The sequence below is a fragment of the Gemmatimonadaceae bacterium genome, assembly GCA_036003045.1.
Taxonomy (GTDB): domain Bacteria; phylum Gemmatimonadota; class Gemmatimonadetes; order Gemmatimonadales; family Gemmatimonadaceae; genus JAQBQB01.
Map to the genome: position 1 here is coordinate 66,311 of DASYSS010000017.1, position 17,005 is coordinate 83,315.

At 65.8% G+C, this 17,005-nt stretch carries 15 protein-coding genes; 3 read left to right on the forward strand and 12 right to left on the reverse strand.

The genetic code is table 11. From position 1 onward, the window contains the following. Positions 1 to 12: 12 nt before the first annotated feature. Positions 13 to 1,374, reverse strand: coding sequence for a transporter (locus VGQ44_02400; GenBank protein HEV8445635.1), 1,362 nt, complete (start codon positions 1,372 to 1,374; stop codon positions 13 to 15). A gap of 503 nt (positions 1,375 to 1,877) precedes the next feature. On the opposite strand from VGQ44_02400, the gene VGQ44_02405 reads away from it, so the two are divergent. Next, positions 1,878 to 2,252 (forward strand): Ig-like domain-containing protein, encoded by a 375-nt coding sequence (locus tag VGQ44_02405; GenBank protein ID HEV8445636.1) that lies wholly within the window; start codon positions 1,878 to 1,880, stop codon positions 2,250 to 2,252. 24 nt (positions 2,253 to 2,276) lie between these two features. On the opposite strand, the gene VGQ44_02410 is transcribed toward VGQ44_02405, so the two are convergent. The 6 genes from VGQ44_02410 to VGQ44_02435 are packed head-to-tail and all read right to left on the reverse strand — an operon-like array spanning position 2,277 to position 8,111. After that, a complete protein-coding gene (locus tag VGQ44_02410; GenBank protein ID HEV8445637.1) occupies positions 2,277 to 3,962 on the reverse strand; it encodes an ATP-binding protein in 1,686 nt (561 codons plus the stop codon). Then, positions 3,955 to 5,370 (reverse strand): sensor histidine kinase, encoded by a 1,416-nt coding sequence (locus VGQ44_02415; GenBank protein ID HEV8445638.1) that lies wholly within the window; start codon positions 5,368 to 5,370, stop codon positions 3,955 to 3,957. The genes VGQ44_02410 and VGQ44_02415 overlap by 8 nt, the downstream gene beginning before the upstream one ends. Then, complete coding sequence (locus VGQ44_02420; protein HEV8445639.1) at positions 5,367 to 6,437, reverse strand: ATP-binding protein; 1,071 nt, start codon at positions 6,435 to 6,437, stop codon at positions 5,367 to 5,369. Before VGQ44_02420 ends, VGQ44_02415 begins: the two co-directional genes overlap by 4 nt. Beyond that, positions 6,422 to 6,853, reverse strand: coding sequence for an anti-sigma regulatory factor (locus VGQ44_02425; protein HEV8445640.1), 432 nt, complete (start codon positions 6,851 to 6,853; stop codon positions 6,422 to 6,424). The genes VGQ44_02420 and VGQ44_02425 overlap by 16 nt, the downstream gene beginning before the upstream one ends. Beyond that, positions 6,813 to 7,190, reverse strand: coding sequence for an STAS domain-containing protein (locus VGQ44_02430; GenBank protein HEV8445641.1), 378 nt, complete (start codon positions 7,188 to 7,190; stop codon positions 6,813 to 6,815). Before VGQ44_02430 ends, VGQ44_02425 begins: the two co-directional genes overlap by 41 nt. Before the next feature lie 27 nt (positions 7,191 to 7,217). After that, positions 7,218 to 8,111: an STAS domain-containing protein gene (locus VGQ44_02435; GenBank protein ID HEV8445642.1), complete on the reverse strand. Its 894-nt coding sequence runs from the start codon at positions 8,109 to 8,111 to the stop codon at positions 7,218 to 7,220. Between the two features lie 223 nt (positions 8,112 to 8,334). Between VGQ44_02435 and VGQ44_02440 the strand changes: the two genes are divergently transcribed. After that, entirely contained in the window at positions 8,335 to 8,808 is a 474-nt protein-coding gene (locus tag VGQ44_02440) for a CBS domain-containing protein (protein ID HEV8445643.1), read from the forward strand. 43 nt (positions 8,809 to 8,851) lie between these two features. Here the strand turns inward: VGQ44_02440 and VGQ44_02445 are convergent, their stop codons facing one another. The 5 genes from VGQ44_02445 to VGQ44_02465 all read right to left on the reverse strand — a co-directional run bounded on the left by VGQ44_02445 (position 8,852) and on the right by VGQ44_02465 (position 15,907). After that, a complete protein-coding gene (locus VGQ44_02445; GenBank protein ID HEV8445644.1) occupies positions 8,852 to 9,595 on the reverse strand; it encodes a hypothetical protein in 744 nt (247 codons plus the stop codon). Between the two features lie 87 nt (positions 9,596 to 9,682). After that, complete coding sequence (locus VGQ44_02450) at positions 9,683 to 12,133, reverse strand: ABC transporter permease (GenBank protein HEV8445645.1); 2,451 nt, start codon at positions 12,131 to 12,133, stop codon at positions 9,683 to 9,685. A gap of 65 nt (positions 12,134 to 12,198) precedes the next feature. Continuing rightward, positions 12,199 to 13,569: an MmgE/PrpD family protein gene (locus tag VGQ44_02455; protein ID HEV8445646.1), complete on the reverse strand. Its 1,371-nt coding sequence runs from the start codon at positions 13,567 to 13,569 to the stop codon at positions 12,199 to 12,201. Beyond that, the gene (locus tag VGQ44_02460) at positions 13,566 to 14,744 is read right to left on the reverse strand and encodes a CaiB/BaiF CoA-transferase family protein (protein ID HEV8445647.1); all 1,179 of its coding nucleotides are present in this window, start codon (positions 14,742 to 14,744) and stop codon (positions 13,566 to 13,568) included. Before VGQ44_02460 ends, VGQ44_02455 begins: the two co-directional genes overlap by 4 nt. Beyond that, on the reverse strand, positions 14,744 to 15,907 hold the full coding sequence (locus tag VGQ44_02465) for an acyl-CoA dehydrogenase family protein (GenBank protein ID HEV8445648.1): 1,164 nt from the start codon (positions 15,905 to 15,907) through the stop codon (positions 14,744 to 14,746). Before VGQ44_02465 ends, VGQ44_02460 begins: the two co-directional genes overlap by 1 nt. A gap of 217 nt (positions 15,908 to 16,124) precedes the next feature. Between VGQ44_02465 and VGQ44_02470 the strand changes: the two genes are divergently transcribed. Continuing rightward, positions 16,125 to 17,000, forward strand: a complete 876-nt coding sequence (locus VGQ44_02470) for a MaoC family dehydratase N-terminal domain-containing protein (protein HEV8445649.1) — start codon at positions 16,125 to 16,127, stop codon at positions 16,998 to 17,000. Positions 17,001 to 17,005: the final 5 nt, after the last annotated feature.

Here is a 17,005-nt window from a genome sequence, read left to right on the forward strand (position 1 = left end):
CGACGCGCAATTTCAGAAATTGAATTCGAGCGCGGTGCTGTACATGATGTCCGACCGCATGCCGCCGCGATTGAGCGGAATGAGCGCGTTCGTCACGACGGTAAAACCGTCCGGCACCTGGAACTTGAAACCGAACGAACCGTTCACGAGATCGTCGCGCATGCTGGGAATCGTGGTGGGCTGAATCACGCGGTGAAACGGCGCGTCGTAGGTCACCGGTCCGGGAAGGTTGAGATTCGACCGTCCGACCTGAAGCTCGGTCACGAGGTCGGCCGCCAGCGAGATCCGCGGCGCGAGCAACTGGTCGAATCCCGCCGTCGCCACCACCGCGTCATTCACCTTCGGCTGGCCGCCGGCGCCGGCATGATGGGCGTAGCCGATGTTGCCGTGCGCCGAGAAGCTCTCGATCGATCCTGAGATCACGGCGAACGCGCGCCCCGAAAACGCGCCGGCGCCGAGCATGTCGTCGGCGCTTCCGGTGGCGAACCGCGCCTCGCCGACGAGCGCGACACGGGCACGGTCGGACTCGTGGACCATGAACTTCGAGCGGACCGCGACGTCGCCGAGTCCAAACGCCGAGCCGTCCACGTCTCGGCTCGCCGACAGCACGGGGTTCTCCGTCGTGCCGGCGAAGAAGTGCGCGGCCGTCGGGCCGCCGAATGGAATGATCTGCGCGTAGCTCGTGCCGTGGAGGTGCGCCGAAACGAGCGGCAGCACGAACCCGACGTCGAGCCTGTCCGTCACGCCGTACGTGGCGTAGATGTTGGTGACCGCGATGTTGAGGTTGAGGTTGAGGCGGAACTGCATGATGTCGTTCTCGAGATTCGGAATTCCCATCTTCGAGCAGTCGCCGCCCTGGATCGAGTCGCAGCCGGCGAAGTTCACGTTTTCGTGCGTGAAGATCAGCTCGATGTCGTCGAGCGGAACACCGCGCAGCGATGTGAAGTGGAACGTGTTTCGTCCGATGCCGACGACGGACCTGCCGCGGCCGAGCGTCTGCGCTCGCTCGGCGAAGATCGGTCCCGCCGACGTGGAAGTCTTGACCGGAACACCGCCCTCGAACTTGAAGCTGACGCCTCCCGAGGTCGCGCCGATCGGCAAGTTGCCGACGCTCGTCGAGATCGCGCCGCTGATGAAGCCGATGAGGCTTCCGTTCTCCGAGACGGCCGCCGGCACGAAGTGGTCGCCGTGGGCTTGGATCGACGCGGGGTTGCTCGGATCGGCGGAGCCGGCGAGGAAGAGCGGATCCTGACCAGAGCCGAAGATGAACAACTGAGCGATCTTGTTGCGGAGAGAGTTGTCGGTCTGCGCGCTGGCGACTCGTGAAACAACAACCGTCGTGAGAATGACGAGCGCGATACGGGAGGGGCGCATAAATCTCGGGGGGCGAGGGCTCGAACAAACTACGGCCAGCCGGCCCGACCGAACAGTCAAGGGCGCGCACGGCCCTCAGTTCTGAGACCAGCATCGAGCATACAGCATCGAAACGGCGAGGTGTCGGAGCCGCGTTCAAGCTGGTGCGCCAGGAATGGCCAATGCGCCGTGACCCAGGCGTGAGGAAGCCGCCTCACAACTCACGGCTGAGCACAGGTCGCAGGTACCACAGGTGTCAGGCGGTCCTGAGGGCTGAGTGCGCCCGTATGAGCCATTCAAGGAACGTGGCGTTCAACCAGCTCTCGCGCCTCACATCCTCGATGCTTTATGCTCGATGCCGGTCTCGGTTCTGTCAGTCCTGAGAACCCTCGCCCACGCGCGATTCAGCCCGTCGCGTCTTTCATGCAACATTTCTTTGCGCCCTTTCTGTGACCCGCCGCATTCAGCCTTCGTACGCTTTCTGACATCGTTCCAACCAAGCCTCACGTCAGCGAGCCCCGCGCATGAAAGTCCTCGTCCTCGTTCTCGCCTGCGCCATTGTCGCCGCGTGCGACACGTCTCTCACCACCAACATCGCCGGCCTCGGTCCCGGTAACGGCACCGGCTCCGACAGCTGCGCGGTGCAGGCTGTGACCGTCACACCCGATACCGTCACCCTTCGCGTGGGTCAAACGCTGCAGCCGGGCGCGGTGGTGCAGTCGTGCGCACAGTCGGCGAACGAGGGCGTGCGCTGGACGACGTCGGATTCGACCATCGCGACCGTCGATCCGAACCTTGGCTTCATTCAGGCGCGCCGAGTCGGCAACGCGATCGTCACCGCCTCCGCGGTCGCCGATGCGAGCGTGAAGGGCACGGTTCGAATCTCCGTGACACCATAGCCGGGCGAGGGCCGGCGGATCCCGTCACCCGATGTTCTGGGAAACCGTCGTCCCGCCCGGTCGGCGCTCGACAGCCGCACCGGTTGTATCGCGAGCGTTGTCGCGCGCCGTGCGTGCGCGCCGTAAGACCATGGTGAACGTCGATCCGGCCCCCATCTCGCTCTCGACCATGAGATCGCCGTCCATGCCGCGCATCAGATCGCGGCTGATCGACAGTCCGAGCCCGATGCCCTGATTCGCTGACGAATTGAGGTGGCGGTCGACCTGCACGAAGGGCTCGAAAATCGTCGCCAACTTCTCCGTCGGAATTCCGCGCCCGGTGTCTTTGCACAACAGACGCACGCTTTGCGAATCGGCGGCGCTCGTGAGCACCACCGATCCGCCGGTCGGCGTGAACTTCACGGCATTGCCGACGACGTTGAGGAGCACCTGGCGCAGGCGATCCGGATCCGCCGAGGCGATCGCGCCGCCGTCGCCCGGCGCGTATTCGAAGCGAACGCCCTTGGCGTCGAACACGGGACGGGCGAGTGTGTGCACCTCGGCGAGCGCGTCGCCGACGAGCACCTTCTGCATGTCGTACTCGAGCCGTCCCGCCTCGAGCCTCGCATAGTTGAGAATATCCTCGATCAGCGTCGCGAGATGCCGCTGGTTCTGGCTGATGCGCGCGAGGTCGCCGCGCTGGTCGGGCGTGATCGGACCGTGGATGCCGAGCGCCATCAGATCCACGAAGCCGGCGATCGCGTTGAGCGGCGTGCGGAGCTCGTGGCTCATCGCGGCGAGGAAATCGACCTTCGCCGCGTTCGCGACCTGCGCCTCGTGACGAGCGGCGTCGGCTTCGTGAAACAGGCGCGCGTTGTCGATCGCCAACGAAGCGCGATGCGAAACGTTCGTCAGCACGCGAATCGCGGCGTCGTCGAACGGCTCGCCCGTCGAATAGAACGTCGCGCTGCCGAGCGGTCGCGCGCGCGCGATGAGCGGCAGCGTCACCGCGTGGTTGATGCCGATCGCCGTCAACGCCGCTCCGCGCTTTCCTTTCGGCACGTAGGATTCGACAGTCGTTTGACGCAAGGACGCGGTGATGGGATCGTGCGCGTGTCCGTCGGGAGGAAAATCCTTGAACACGCGTTCGAGTCCCGCCTGAAGTCCCGGGAGCGCGCGGATGATCGGTTCCGGACGCACACCGGGTTCGGCCGGTTGCAGGACGACGCAGCCGTCGGCGACGTGCGGTACCGACGCCGTCGCGAGCGCGCGAGCGGCTTCGTTTGGGTCGAGCGAGCCGGCGAACACTTCGCTCGCGTCGGCCAGGAATCGTTCTACATCCTCGGCCCGTCGCGTTCGGAGGAGCGATCGGACGGTCGCGACCAGCAGCGTCGCGTCGATCGGGTGATTCAGATATGCATCGGCCCCGCTCTCGAGACCTTGCGCGTGCGCCCCGGGCTCGGTGAAGCTCGCCGAGATGAACAGAATCGGCGTGGACTTGTGGTCCGGCAAGCCGCGAAGTCGGCGAGCGAGCTCGAAGCCGGTGGCATCGGGAAGCCGGACGTCGAGCACGACGAGATCGGGATCCTGATCGAATCCGCTGAGGGCTTCGCGCCCGCTTGCCGCTTCGATCACTCGAAAACCGGATTTTTTGAGAACGTTTCCGACGACGAAGCGATTTGCGGCCGTGTCGTCGACGACGAGGATGAGCGGTACGGAGGTGCTAAGCATGGGTCGTCACCTGCAAAGGGGCTTGGTCAAGCGATTCGCCTTCCAGCCGCGGGAGGCGCCGAGGAATGCGCAACGCGAACGTCGATCCCTGCCCGACCTCGCTTCGCGCCGTCACGTCGCCGCCCAGCAGGTGCGCGAGCTTGCGCGAAAGGGGAAGCCCCAGGCCCGTCCCCTTCACTCGTGTCTGCAACGAGTGCTCCACCTGCGAGAATTCCTCGAAGATCCGGTCGATGTCGTCCGGAGCGATCCCGATTCCGGTGTCCGATACGACGAACTCGACCGTGTCGTCGAGCGCGCTGGCCGCGATCCGCACCTCGCCGCGCTCGGTGTACTTGAGGGCGTTCGAGATGAAGTTGCGCAGAATCTGCGACACCTTGGCTTCGTCCGACTCCATTGGCGGCAGATCCGTCGTGGTCTCGAACACGAGCAGCACGTCCGGCGACGTCGCGATTGGGCGGAACATGCCGCGGAGCGCGGCGAACATCGTTTCGACGCTGAACGTCGTCGCGCGAAGCGTGATGCGACCGGCCTCGATCTTGGCCAAGTCGAGCCAGTCGTCGACCAGCTCCGTGAGTGACTCGGCGGACCGATCGAGCATGGCGAGCCCGGTTCGCTGCCCGTCGTTCAGGGCGCCTTCGAACCCCCCGAGCAAGTAACGGCTCACGTTGCGAATCGCGGTGAGCGGCGTGCGCAGCTCGTGACTCAGCTCGGAGAGAAAACGGGTTTTCGTCGAATTGAGCCGCTCGAGGTTCGCGGTCTTCTCGTCCAATTCGGCGTAGAGCGCGAGCACGCCGCGATTCGTTTCCTCGAGCTCGAGGTTGAGCCGCTCGACTTCGACATTGCGTTCGTGCAGCTGCGCCATCGCGCGCAGGAGCTGTTGATTCTGATGCTGCAATTCATCGAACGGCGATTCCGGAGTCTGGGCGGCGAGCTGCCCGACGATTCGGTCGCGCGCCTCCGCGTCGATCGCGCGCGCGTGTCTGGGAAGAACTTTGCCGAGCAGCACCGAAGTCCCGCCGTCCGACGACGAGATCTCGAACCTGTCGCTCAACCGCTTCGCGCCGATGACTCCCAACCCAAGCCCGGTCTGCGACGTGAACCGTCCGTCGAGAATGGCCCCGACGTTGGCGATCCCCGGCCCCGCGTCGCACACTCGAACGACGAGCATCTGCTCCGCGGCGTCGGGGTACGTGACGCTGAACTCCACGCGTCCGCCGCCACCGTACTCGAACGCGTTGCGAGCGATCTCAGAGACGGCCGTCGCGAAGCGCACCTGGTCCTGGCGATCGATGCCGACGAGCGCCGCGATCTGGCGCGTCCGCTGTCGCGCCGAGACGACCGCGTGTTCGTACCGCAGCTCGATCGACAGCAACGGCGCGAGCGCGGGCAGGTGTCGACGCGACGTCACGACAGCTCCGCCCGCCGGCGACAGACGACGACGGTGACGTCGTCACGTCCGCGTGCCCAGTCGCGGTACAACACCCCCGCGATCACCGATGGATGCCGTCGCGACAAGCCCGGGAAGCGATCGAGCTTCCAATGACTCGCCAATCCGTCGGAGTGCATCACGGCGACGCTGTTCTCCGGCCACTCGTACGAGAACGTCGCGATCCGCCGCGCCGACGCGCCGGCTGTGCCGTTATGCGAGACCATGCTGCGAATCCCGCGATCGGCGACGATGCATCCGGCGACGTTGCCGATGCCGCCGAACTCGATCTGACCTCTCGCCGGGTCGAACCGCGCGCCGGAGACCGCGGCGCCGCGCGTCGTGCGAAGGGCGGCGTGAATTCGGCCAAGCGCGTCGGTCAGCGATGCCGCGCCTGGCTCGACGAACGATCGCACCGCCGAGCTCGACGCCTCTTCGGCGAATTGCCCGTGACCGAGTCCGTCGGCGATGAGGATCTGCGTCGTCCCCTCGGGAGTCATCGCCATCACCCACGCGTCTCCGTTGCTCCTCTCGCCACGAACCGGCAGACAGATCGCGCCGATTTCAAGGAGAGGATCGGCCGCCCGGCGCGGAAACGGCGAGGCAGGGGACGTCCAGATCTGCGACAGAACGATCGTGCCGGCGCCAGGCGCGGAGACCATGTCGAAGCGCGACGAAAGGCGCGCGATCGCCCCCAGTCCCCCACCGCGCGTGCCGCCGGTCGAGTAACCGTCTTGCATCGCCGCTCCAACGTCCGCGATTCCACGGCCGCGGTCGAAAGCGAGCATCTCGACGCCTGTACGTCCGTCCTCTGAAAGCAAACGGAGGACCACACCGCCGGCTTCGGCGCCGTCCACGGGCTGTCCGTGCCGCACGATGTTCGTCGCGGCTTCGACCACGATGAGGGCGAGACGCCCGGAAAGCTCGTCCCCGAGCGATGCTTCCCCGGCGAGTGCCGCCGCGGTCCGTCGAGCTTCACCGACCTGACTCGAATCCTCGACGACAACACGGACGCTCTTCATCGCGCCAGCAATCATCGGTCGCGCCATCGCGTCACGACGACGGTGGTTCCGCGACCGACCTCGGAACGGATCGCGAACTCGTTCATGAGACGGCGGCTTCCACTGAGCCCAAGGCCAAGACCGGTGCCAGTGGTATACCCGTCCTGCATCGCGCGCTCGATATCCGGAATTCCGGGTCCTTGATCGGAGAAGGTGAGTCGGATGCCGCTGCGATTCGCATCGTCGAGGAGCTCTATCAGCAGCTTGCCGCCTCCCCCATACTGCACGGTATTGCGGGCGAGCTCGCTTGCAGCGGTCACGATTTTCGTTTGATCGACCAGGCGAAAACCGGCTTCGGTCGCCCAAGTGCGGCACTTGTGGCGGCTGGCCACGATATCCGATTCCGCGACGAGCTGAATGGACTCACAGCGCAGCACTTTCACCGTCACCCTCGGACGTGACATCGCCATCGACCGCCCGACCGGTGAGCATCTGCATTCCGCGCTCGACGTTGAGCGCCGTGCGCACGCCGGGCATCGTCATGCCCAACTCGACGAGCGTGATCGCGACCGCGGGCTGCATGCCCACGACGATCGTCTGCGCGTCGAGCACGCGCGCCATGTTCGCGATGTTGGCCAGCATTCGGCCGATGAACGAATCGACGATCGACAGCGCCGAGATGTCGATCAGCACGCCTTTCGCCGCGGTCTCGGCGATCTTTGCCGTGAGGTCATCCTGCAGCGCCATGGCGAGGCGGTCATGCATGTCCACCTGAATGGTCACCAATAGCAGCGACCCCATTCGTAGAATCGGGATGCGCTCCATTTGTTAGGAGGCGCGCGGGACGCCAGGGTGCGGGGCTTTGGTGATCATGAGGCCGCGGCGCGTGAGCGCGGTCTTGAGCGCGTCGGCGAGATTGGCCTTCGTTATGATGTCCTGGAGGTCGACGCCGAGGTGCACGATGGTCTGCGCGATCTGAGGGCGGATGCCGCTGATGATGCAGTCGGCGCCCATGAGCCGCGCCGCCGTGACCGTCTTCAAGAGGTGCTGCGCCGTCAGCGTGTCGACGGTCGGCACGCCGGTGATGTCGAGGATGGCAATCTCGGCCCCGGTGTCGACGATGCGTTGGAGAAGCGACTCCATCACGACCTGCGTGCGCGAGCTGTCGAGGGTGCCGATCATCGGCAGCGCGAGAATGCCGTCCCAGAGCTTCACGACCGGCGTCGAAAGCTCGAGCATGTCCTGTTGTTGACGCGCGATCAGCTCTTCGCGTCCGCGCTGGAACGTCTCTGTCGTGAAGAGCGCGAGCTTGTCGAGCAGCGTCGTCGCCGTCCACGTCTCCGACGCCAGGCGGTCGGTGTCAGCCCCGGCGTCGCGGCACAGCTGCGAGAAGAGCGGCTGCTTGAGCGACATAACGAACGTGGCGGTCTCCGACGGTGAGTAGCCCTGCACCGCGCGTGTACGGCTGAGGTTGGAAAGCATTTCGCGCACGCGGCCGTACGCCGGGCCCGCCGTATCGGTGACGTTTCCGCCCTCGACGGCTTGCCGCAGCAGCGAAAGGAAGTGTCGCGACTCGGATTCGAGATCCGCGTCGGTCAGCGTCCCGATGCGGCCGCCGAATGCGCGTTGCTCGCGCATCCAGTCGGTGAGGATGAGGTTCTCATGCGTCTTGAGGATGCGAGGTAGATCGCTCCCGGTTCCGGTGAGGGTCGCGGTGTCCATGCGAATGCTCGCGGGTTACTGGTTACGAAAGCGCCGACGGCCCGGTGACTTCGTGGCGCATCAGGTGGAGACCGACAAACGCAACGGACGTGCCCGCCGGTTGTTAGGCTCTGCTCAGTTCGGCTCGCCGCGGCGAGCGATGAGGGCACGCGTCTCGCTGCGAAACCGGAATCGGGGTTTGACGTGGCGCTCGGGCCATCACGCGCATTCCGGAGAGACTCAGATGAAAGCCGCCGACATCATGACGAAAAATCCGTGCTTCTGCTCGTCGAATGATTCCATCACGAGCGTCGCGAAGACGATGCGCGACAACGATTGCGGTGCGGTCCCGATCGTCGACAACGATCGCGTGGTCGGTATCGTGACCGACCGCGATCTCGTGATCCGCGGTCTGGCGACCGGGACGAACCCCGCGGCGATGGTCGGCGAGATCGCGACGCGCAATTTGTGCAGCGTGCGCACCGACTCCGACGTCAAGGACGTCGAACGTTTGATGTCCGACAATCAGGTGCGCCGGGTGCTCGTGATGGACGGCGACAAATGCGTCGGCATCGTCTCGCAGGCCGACCTCGCGCGGGCGATCGAGCGCGGCGACGGCATCAGCGATCGCGAAGTGGGAATCGTCGTCGAACGGATTTCGGAAAAGCGCGGTCGAGCGGCGAGCCGCGGAGATACGAGTCCGCAGGCGAGGCTCTGAGACCTCGGCGACCGGGAAACCGGGAAACCGGTTTCCCGGCCTCCTACTTCATCGGATTCTGATCCAGATGCATCGTCCGGATTGGATTCAGCTTGATACCGATCGAGTAGCGGAAGGCATTCATCCAGTACGCGGTGCCCGTCGGTAGACCACCGCTCAATCGATACGCGGTCATTCGACTGCGCATGCCGGACACTTCGTTGGTCAGCTGGAGTGATTCCGTGAGGGGAAATTCGAAACCCGCGCCCACGGCGCTGCCGAAGCCGCGCATGTAGCGGCCAACGGCGAAATAATCGCCGCCGAAGCCGCCATTGATCGTCGGGCCGATGTCGGACTGATACGAGTCGTACATGTGCATGAACGCGACGCGCGCGTCGAAGAACGGCCGGACCTGATGATCCAGCGTCAGCGGAGCGTAACGGGCACCCAGCTCTCCGGTCTCGGTGATGGCGGGCGAGAAGAGATACGACGTCGTCATGTCGACGGTCATCGACCAGTGGTCCGTGTACCGATAGTCGCCACGCAAGCCGTTGCCGAAGCTCGTATAACGCGAGAGCACCGGGCCGGTCGGAACCTGCGTCGTCGTGATCACCGAATACGTCTCGGCCGACCAGCGTGCGCGGCGATACTGAAGCGCACGCGCGACCGCGGCCGGCTGGGGCGAGGGTTCGGTCGGACGAACCGGAGGCGCAGCGGAGCGCGGAGGCGCGCGCGTCGGAAGCGTCTGCGCGGACAGGCCTACGGGAGCGGCGAGCAGGGCAAGGACGATGACAGCTCGACTACGCATGGCAGCCTCCGGGAGTGGGCTCCGGGTACACCCCTTCACTCTGTGAGGGTCCACCAGAATTGGCAAGCGTGCGCGTTACCGCGCGCTCTATTCAGATCTCAGAACCCCCGCCGGATCGACTCTGCCAGCCCTTCTCGCCGGCAGAAACGCAGCCGCCGCACCGACGACCATCAACAGGACCGGCGCCGCGATGAACGTGATCGGGTCCACCGCACCGACTCCGTACAACAGCGTGCGCAGCACCTGGGCGGCGCCGAGGCCGAGCAGCAGGCCGAGGACCGAGCCGATCGTGACGAGCGTCAGCCCCTCACGCATGAGCAGACGCACGATAGCGTTCGGCTGCGCGCCCACGGCGAGCCGAATCCCCGCCTCCCTCGAGCGACGCGCCACCGCGTAGCTCACGACGCCGTAGACGCCCAGTACGGCAAGAGCGAGCGCGAGGCCGGCGAACAGTATGAACGCAATCGCGCCGAGCCGCGCCGGGAGTAGCATCGCGGCGAGGTGGCGCGACATCGTCTTCACCTGGATCGCCATCAGGCTCGGGTCGATCTCGCGGAGCGTCGCAAGCATTTGCGTCGCGGTGCGGTCGGCGTCGCCGTTCGTGCGCGCGACCAGCATCGCGGTCGCGGCGAACTCTTGCGCGAACGAGGTGAAGAAGAACGGTCGCGGATCTTCGCCGAGTGTTCGAACCTTTGTCGTGTGGGTGACGCCGACGATCTGATAGGTGAGCGAGTCGGTGCTGAAGGTCAGGCCGATCGGATCCTTTCCGGGCCAGAATCGGCTCGCCATCGCCTCGTTGATCACGGCGACACGGGGCGCACTCGGCACGTCGGTGGCGGTGATGGCGCGTCCGCGCACGAGCGTGAGCCCGCTCGCATCGAAGAATCCCGCATCCGCCGCGGAGAAGTCGATGTCGAACGCGGTCTGTCCCTTCGGCGGCGTGACACCGGGGACGCGAATGCGCTTGCCCTGCTGGCTCAGCGGATTCAACAGCATGTTGTCGATCGCTCCGACGGTGACGACGCCGGGGATTCGCGCCATACGGTGCTCGATGTCGTCGAGAAGTTGCAAACGTCTCGTCGAGTCGTAGCGGTCGGTGGGGATGGCCAACCACACCATTCCGGCCGGCGCCGCGCCAAAACCGGGGTTCACCGTCGCCCGCGCTTGCAGGCTTCGCAAGAAGAGCATCGCGGTGATGAGCAGCGTCAGCGAGACCGACACCTGCCCGACGACGAGCGCGTTGCGCATGGTGAACCGGCGCTTCGGGCCACCGTCCGCGTTCTCGTTCTTGATCGTTTCGACGACGCTCGCTCGCGTCGCTTGCAGCGCGGGAAGAAGTCCGAACAACACGCCCGCGATCGCCGACGCGGCGACGGCGAACGACAACACTCGCCAGTCGAGCGAGACGTCGAGCGTGATCGGGAGCGGAAGAGGAAGGTCGGTGTGCAGCACGGCGCGCAGCGCGGCGCCGGATACGAGGACGCCGGCGACGCCTCCGACGGCCGACAGGACGAGCGCTTCGACGAGGAACTGCCGCACGAGCATGCTGCGCTTCGCTCCGATGGCCAGACGGATCGCCACTTCCTTGCGCCGATCGCGCGCCTGCGCGAGGAGGAAGCTGGCGAGGTTCGCGCACGCGACCAGCAGCACGAGCCCGACGACGATCATGAGCGCGGCCGCCGCGGGAACGACGACCGAGTCGAGGAGCGGGTTGACGGCGATGTCGTTCTCCGCGACGACGACGAGCGATGTCCCGCTCGGCCATTGCGCCGGGTACTTCGCGGCCATGTCCGCGGTGAACCGCGCGGCGACCGCCTTCGCCTGCACCATCGTCGCACCCGGCGCGAGCCGCGCCTTGATGAACGCGGAGTGATTGCCTCGCTGCTTCAACTGGTCGCGTACGTCGGGCTGCAGTTGGTTGATCATCTGCAGCGGCACGAACACCGCGGGCACGATGCCATTTACGATCCCGGTGTACGACGCGGGGGCGACGCCGACGACCGTGTATTCCCGTCCCGAGAGACGCATCTTGCGCCCGACGACGGCGGGATCGCCGGCGAAGGTGCGTTGCCAGTAGTCATGCGACAGGACGACGACGGGGTGCGCGCCAGGGCTCACGTCGTCCTGCGGGCCGAGCAAGCGCCCGGCCGCGGGACGCAAACCGAGCAGCGGGAAGTAGTCGCCGTTTACCAGCTCGCCCATGAGCGACTCGACATGATCGCCCACGTCGTGAGCCGCGACCGTGAACATCGACGCCGAGATCTGTGAGAACGTCCCCGCCGTGGCGCGGCGGAAGTCTACGTAGTCCGGATACGAGAACGGCGCGTACGGGAAATCGCCTTGCTGCTGAAAGACCTCGGCGATTTGCTCCCGGTGCGGAATCGGCGCGTGCCGCAGGAGGATCGCGTTCACCAAGCTGAACACCGCCGTGTTCGCTCCGATACCGAGCGTGAGGGACAGCAACGCGACGACCGTGAAGCCTGGGCGTTTGCGCGCGCGACGAACCGCGACGCGAAGATCGGAGGCGAAACTGGGCACGAGGCGGCTCCAGGACGAGGGCTAGGGGACGCTACGGTCGCCGGATGGAGGCGGTTTCAACGCGCCTACCGAACGAGCCGCTCCACCAGATCGGTGGAGTCCAGACGCCGAATCCGCTCGATCGCGCCTCTGACCTCGTCCTCCGTCGCCGATCTACCGAAGCGCGCCAGACGGACGGCCTTTTGTTCGAGGTCGACCCTCGACAACGAGTTTCCCGGATCCCCTTTGGGAACGTCGACGCGGCCGCGAAGCGTTCTGCCATCGACCGTCTCGACGTCCACGCGTCCCAGCCAGCGCCGGGGGTACGCGGAGTCCACCTCGTCGTCGAGAATCATCTTCACACGCTGGCGAAAAGCCGACACGTCGTCGTCGTCGAGCGCGTCCTCGAAATCGTCGAGCCCGGCCCGTCCACGCACGGCAATCAGGCCGAGGACGGTTCCCATCGAGAACTTTGCTTGGTGGACGTTGGTCGGTTCGGTCACCTGGCCGAGCACGTCGATCGCGCCCTGGTGCACGCGCGCCGTGACATGGGCGATCTGTTCGTGCGACAAGCCCTCCCGCTGCATCACCGACAGCAACGCGTCGGCCGCGGGATGCGTGTGCCGGCAGGAGGCGTGCAGTTTATAAGAAGTCTCAATCGTCGCCCACCGCGTGCCGAGCCCCTCGGTGAGCCGCGACGGATCGGCGTCGCTGGACATTCCCGCCGCGAGACCTTGCCTGCCTTCGAGAATGCGCCGTGCGCCGGTCACGCCGTCGCGCGCCAGATATGCGGAGAGCAGCCCGTCAGCCGCCGCCTTCGCCGTGTGCAACTGCTTGGAGTCGGCGGCGTCGCGAAGGAATTCCCAAAGTCCCGCGGCTTGCGTTCCAGCCGATCCCAACGCGTTCTGCGTCGCGTCGGCGTCGAGTCGCAGAAGGCGAGCGACCGCGGCTGCCGCGGCAAGAGTTCCGGCGGTGCCCGTGGTATGAAAGATCTTGTAATGCGAGCGCCCCAGAAATTCGCCGACGCGAATGCCGACCTCGTAGCCGGCGATCGCGGCCACGAGTAGCTCGCGCCCCGACGAGCGTTCCGACTGCGCCACGGCCAACGCGGCGGGAAAGACCACCGCCGCGGGATGGAACACCGCGCCGTTGTGAACGTCGTCCTGCTCGGCGACGTGCGACGCAGCACCGTTGATCAGCGCCGCAAACAAGGGACTCGTGCTCTTCCTGGCCGGAATGATCTCCGATGCGCCGTCAGCGGGCCCCATCTCATTCGCGAACCGCTCGAGCGCGACGACGGGGCGCGCTCCCTTCCCGGCCAATGCGGATCCGAGCCAATCCGTCATGAGATCCTTCACGCCGTCGATCACGCCCGATGGAATGTCCTCGTACCGCAGCTCGGCGGAGAACTCGGCGAGCGCTCGCGTGCCCGTGGCGTTCGTGATTGCAGTCGTCATATCGCTTCCGTGTCGCGCATCCATTCTATAGTAGGCTGATCGTACCCGAGCTCCGCCAGTATCGCGTTCGTCTGCTCACCGGCCGCCGGAATCGCTCCCATCACGGGACTGGCTCCGTCGATCGAAACCGGTGGCAGCAGCGCGGCGATCGGGCCGGTCTCGGTCTCCACGGCGCGCCACCGATGGCGCGCGCGGAGTTGTTCGTGCGCCGCGAATTCGTGCACGTCGTTGAGACGTCCGTTGGCTATTCCCGCGCCGTCCAAGCGGCGCACGACCTCGTCGGCCGAGAGCTCCTCGAAGGCTTCCTCGATGATTCGGGTCAACTCGGCGCGATTCGCGACGCGCCTGGTGTTGTCCGAGAAATGACCGTGATGCTCGAGGTCCGGCAGCTCGAGCACTGACGCGCAGAACCGCCCCCATTCGCGATCGTTCTGAATCCCGAGCAACACATCCCTTCCGTCGCCGGCGCGATGCGGGCCGTAGGGGGCGATGGTCGGGTGCGACGCGCCCGTGCGCTTCGGCGCGTCGCCGGAGTATCGCGCGAAATACGCCGGTTGGCTCATCCATTCGCCGAGCGCGTCGAGCATCGACACGCCGACGCGCGTGCCTCGGCCGGTTTTCTCACGCTGGAGGAGGGCCATGAGCGTTCCGGAATACGCGTACATCCCGGCCGCGATGTCGGCGATGGAAACGCCGGCGCGCGACGGCACGTCGTCTGAGCCGGTCACCGACAGCAACCCCGCCTCCGCTTGCACGAGAAGATCGTACGCCTTGCGGCCGGACATCGGTCCGCCGTCGCCGTAGCCCGAGATGTCCACGACGATGAGGCGGGGGAACCGCTCGGCCAGCGTTTGCCAGTCGAGCCCGAGCCGGCTCGCGGCGCCGGGCCCGAGATTCTGCACGAAGACGTCGGCTCGTGCGAGCAAGCGGTCGAGCGCCTCGCGCCCCAGCGGCCGCGTGAGATCGAGCGTCACGCTCTCCTTCGAGCGGTTCAACCACACGAAATACGACGACAGCCCATTGACCGCCCGGTCGTACTTGCGCGCGAAGTCGCCGTCGCCCGGTCGCTCGACTTTGATGACGCGCGCGCCGTAGTCCGCCAACTGGCGCGTGCAGAACGGCCCCGACACGGCCTGCTCGAGCGAGACGACGGTGATGCCGTCGAGTGGAAGCATCAAAACGACCGCGGAAGGCCCAGCACGTGCTCCGCCACGTAGGACAAGATCAGATTCGTCGAGATCGGCGCCACCTGGTAGAGACGGGTCTCGCGGAACTTGCGTTCGACGTCGTACTCGGCGGCGAAACCGAAGCCGCCGTGGGTCTGCAAGCACACGTTCGCCGCTTCCCACGATGCTTTCGCGGCGAGGTATTTCGCCATGTTCGACTCTGCGCCGCACGGCTCGTGGTTGTCGAAAAGCGTGCACGCTTTCCAGCGCATCAGGTCCGCCGCCTCGATCTCCACGTGGCATTCGGCGATCGGAAACTGGACGCCTTGATTGCGACCGATCGGCCGATCGAAGACGACGCGTTCATTCGCGTACGCCGTCGCCTTGGCGACGAACCATCGCGCGTCGCCGATGCATTCGGCGGCAATGAGTGTGCGCTCGGCGTTGAGGCCGTCGAGGATGTAGCGAAAGCCATTCCCTTCCTCGCCGATGAGATTTTCGGCCGGGACCTCGAGATCCGTGAAGAACGCTTCACTCGTCTCGTGGTTCACCATGTTGCGAATCGGTCGCAGGGCGAGCCCGTTGCCGAGCGATGCCTTGATGTCGACGAGGAAGAGCGACATGCCGTCGGTCTTGCGGGCCGATTCCGCGAATGGCGTCGTGCGAGCGAGCAGTACGAGAAGATCCGAATGGTGCGCGCGCGACAGCCACACCTTTTGGCCGTTGACGACGTAGCGGTCGCCGCGTTTGACGGCGACGGTCGCGGTCTTTGTGGTGTCCGTGCCGGTCGTCGGCTCCGTGACGGCCATCGACTGGAGGCGCAGCTCTCCGCGTGCGATGCGTGGCAGATACGCGCGCTTTTGTCCTTCCGATCCATGGCGCAACAGCGTGCCCATGTTGTACAACTGCCCGTGGCACGCGCCCGAGTTGCCGCCGCAGCGGTTGATCTCCTCGAGAATGACCGAGGCTTCGGCGAGTCCGAGCCCCGCGCCGTCGTACTCCTGCGGAATGAGCGCCGCCATCCACCCGGCCGACGTCAGCGCCGAGACGAATTCCTCCGGATAGCGCTGCTCGGAATCGAGCCCTTGCCAATACTTGCCCGGAAAGTTCTCGCAGAGCGCTCGAATGGCCTCTCGAATTTCTGGGTGAGACTCTTTGGACTCGTGCGCCAAGGGAGGTCCTTTGTGGCTGGCCAGCGGCACCAACGACCAGAACTACAATTCAAGAGAGCCCTTTTCGGGAAGGCTTCTCCGCAGAATCCGTGGTAATCCGCGTGCGGTTCTGCTGTTCATCGAATATGGCATGACCGGCGGAGCACCGGGATGCCACGCGGGCTTGCTGCGGAAGGGGTGCGGGACGAGAATCCGGACGTGTGGACGAGGAGCCTTGGTGGGGGACGTTGAATTCGTGATGGTCGACCACGATTGGAAGCTGTGGATCGGGCGGACGCAGACGGGGGCCGACTGGATCACGCCGAGTCGCGTGGCGGCTTGGCACGCGACGCTCGATCATTCGGCGGAGACGCCCACCGAGGGCACGGCGGCGCCATTGGGATTTCATTGGACGCTCGCGCCGGGCGTGGCGCGCGAGTCGGAACTAGGGCCCGACGGTCACGCGCGGCGCGGCGGATTCCTGCCGCCGGTGATGTTGCCGCGCCGGTTGTGGGCCGGGAGTCGCGTGACGTTCCATCGGCCGCTGCGCGTCGGCGAGCGCGTCGAACGCGCCTCTTTGATCCAGTCGGTCGAGGAAAAGAAGGGGCGCGAGTCGCCGCTGGTGTTCGTGACCGTGCGTCATCGGTTCAGTACCGACGGAGGCATCGCGATCGAGGAGGAACAGGATCTGGTCTATCGAGATCCGCCGCCGGCCACGCTCCGCGCGGTCGAACGACGGGAGGATTTCGTCGCGATGGATTCCACGTGGCGACACACGGTGCGACCCACGGAGACACTGCTGTTTCGATTTTCAGCGCTCACCTTCAATACGCATCGCATTCACTATGACCGCCGCTACGCGACGCATGTCGAGGGATACGCCGGGCTCGTCGTGCACGGACCGCTGATCGCGACGCTGCTGCTCGATCTCTTACAAGCGCACGTCAAGCCCGACCGGATCCGGCGGTTTCACTTCAGGGCGGCGCGGCCCACGTTCGACACGTCGGACTTCCTCGTTTTCGGCGCTCCCGGCGACGACGGCCACTTCAAGTTGTGGTCGACCGACAACGACGGCGCGCGTGCGGTCGAGGCGGAAGCGTGGATTTCCGAATGATCGGA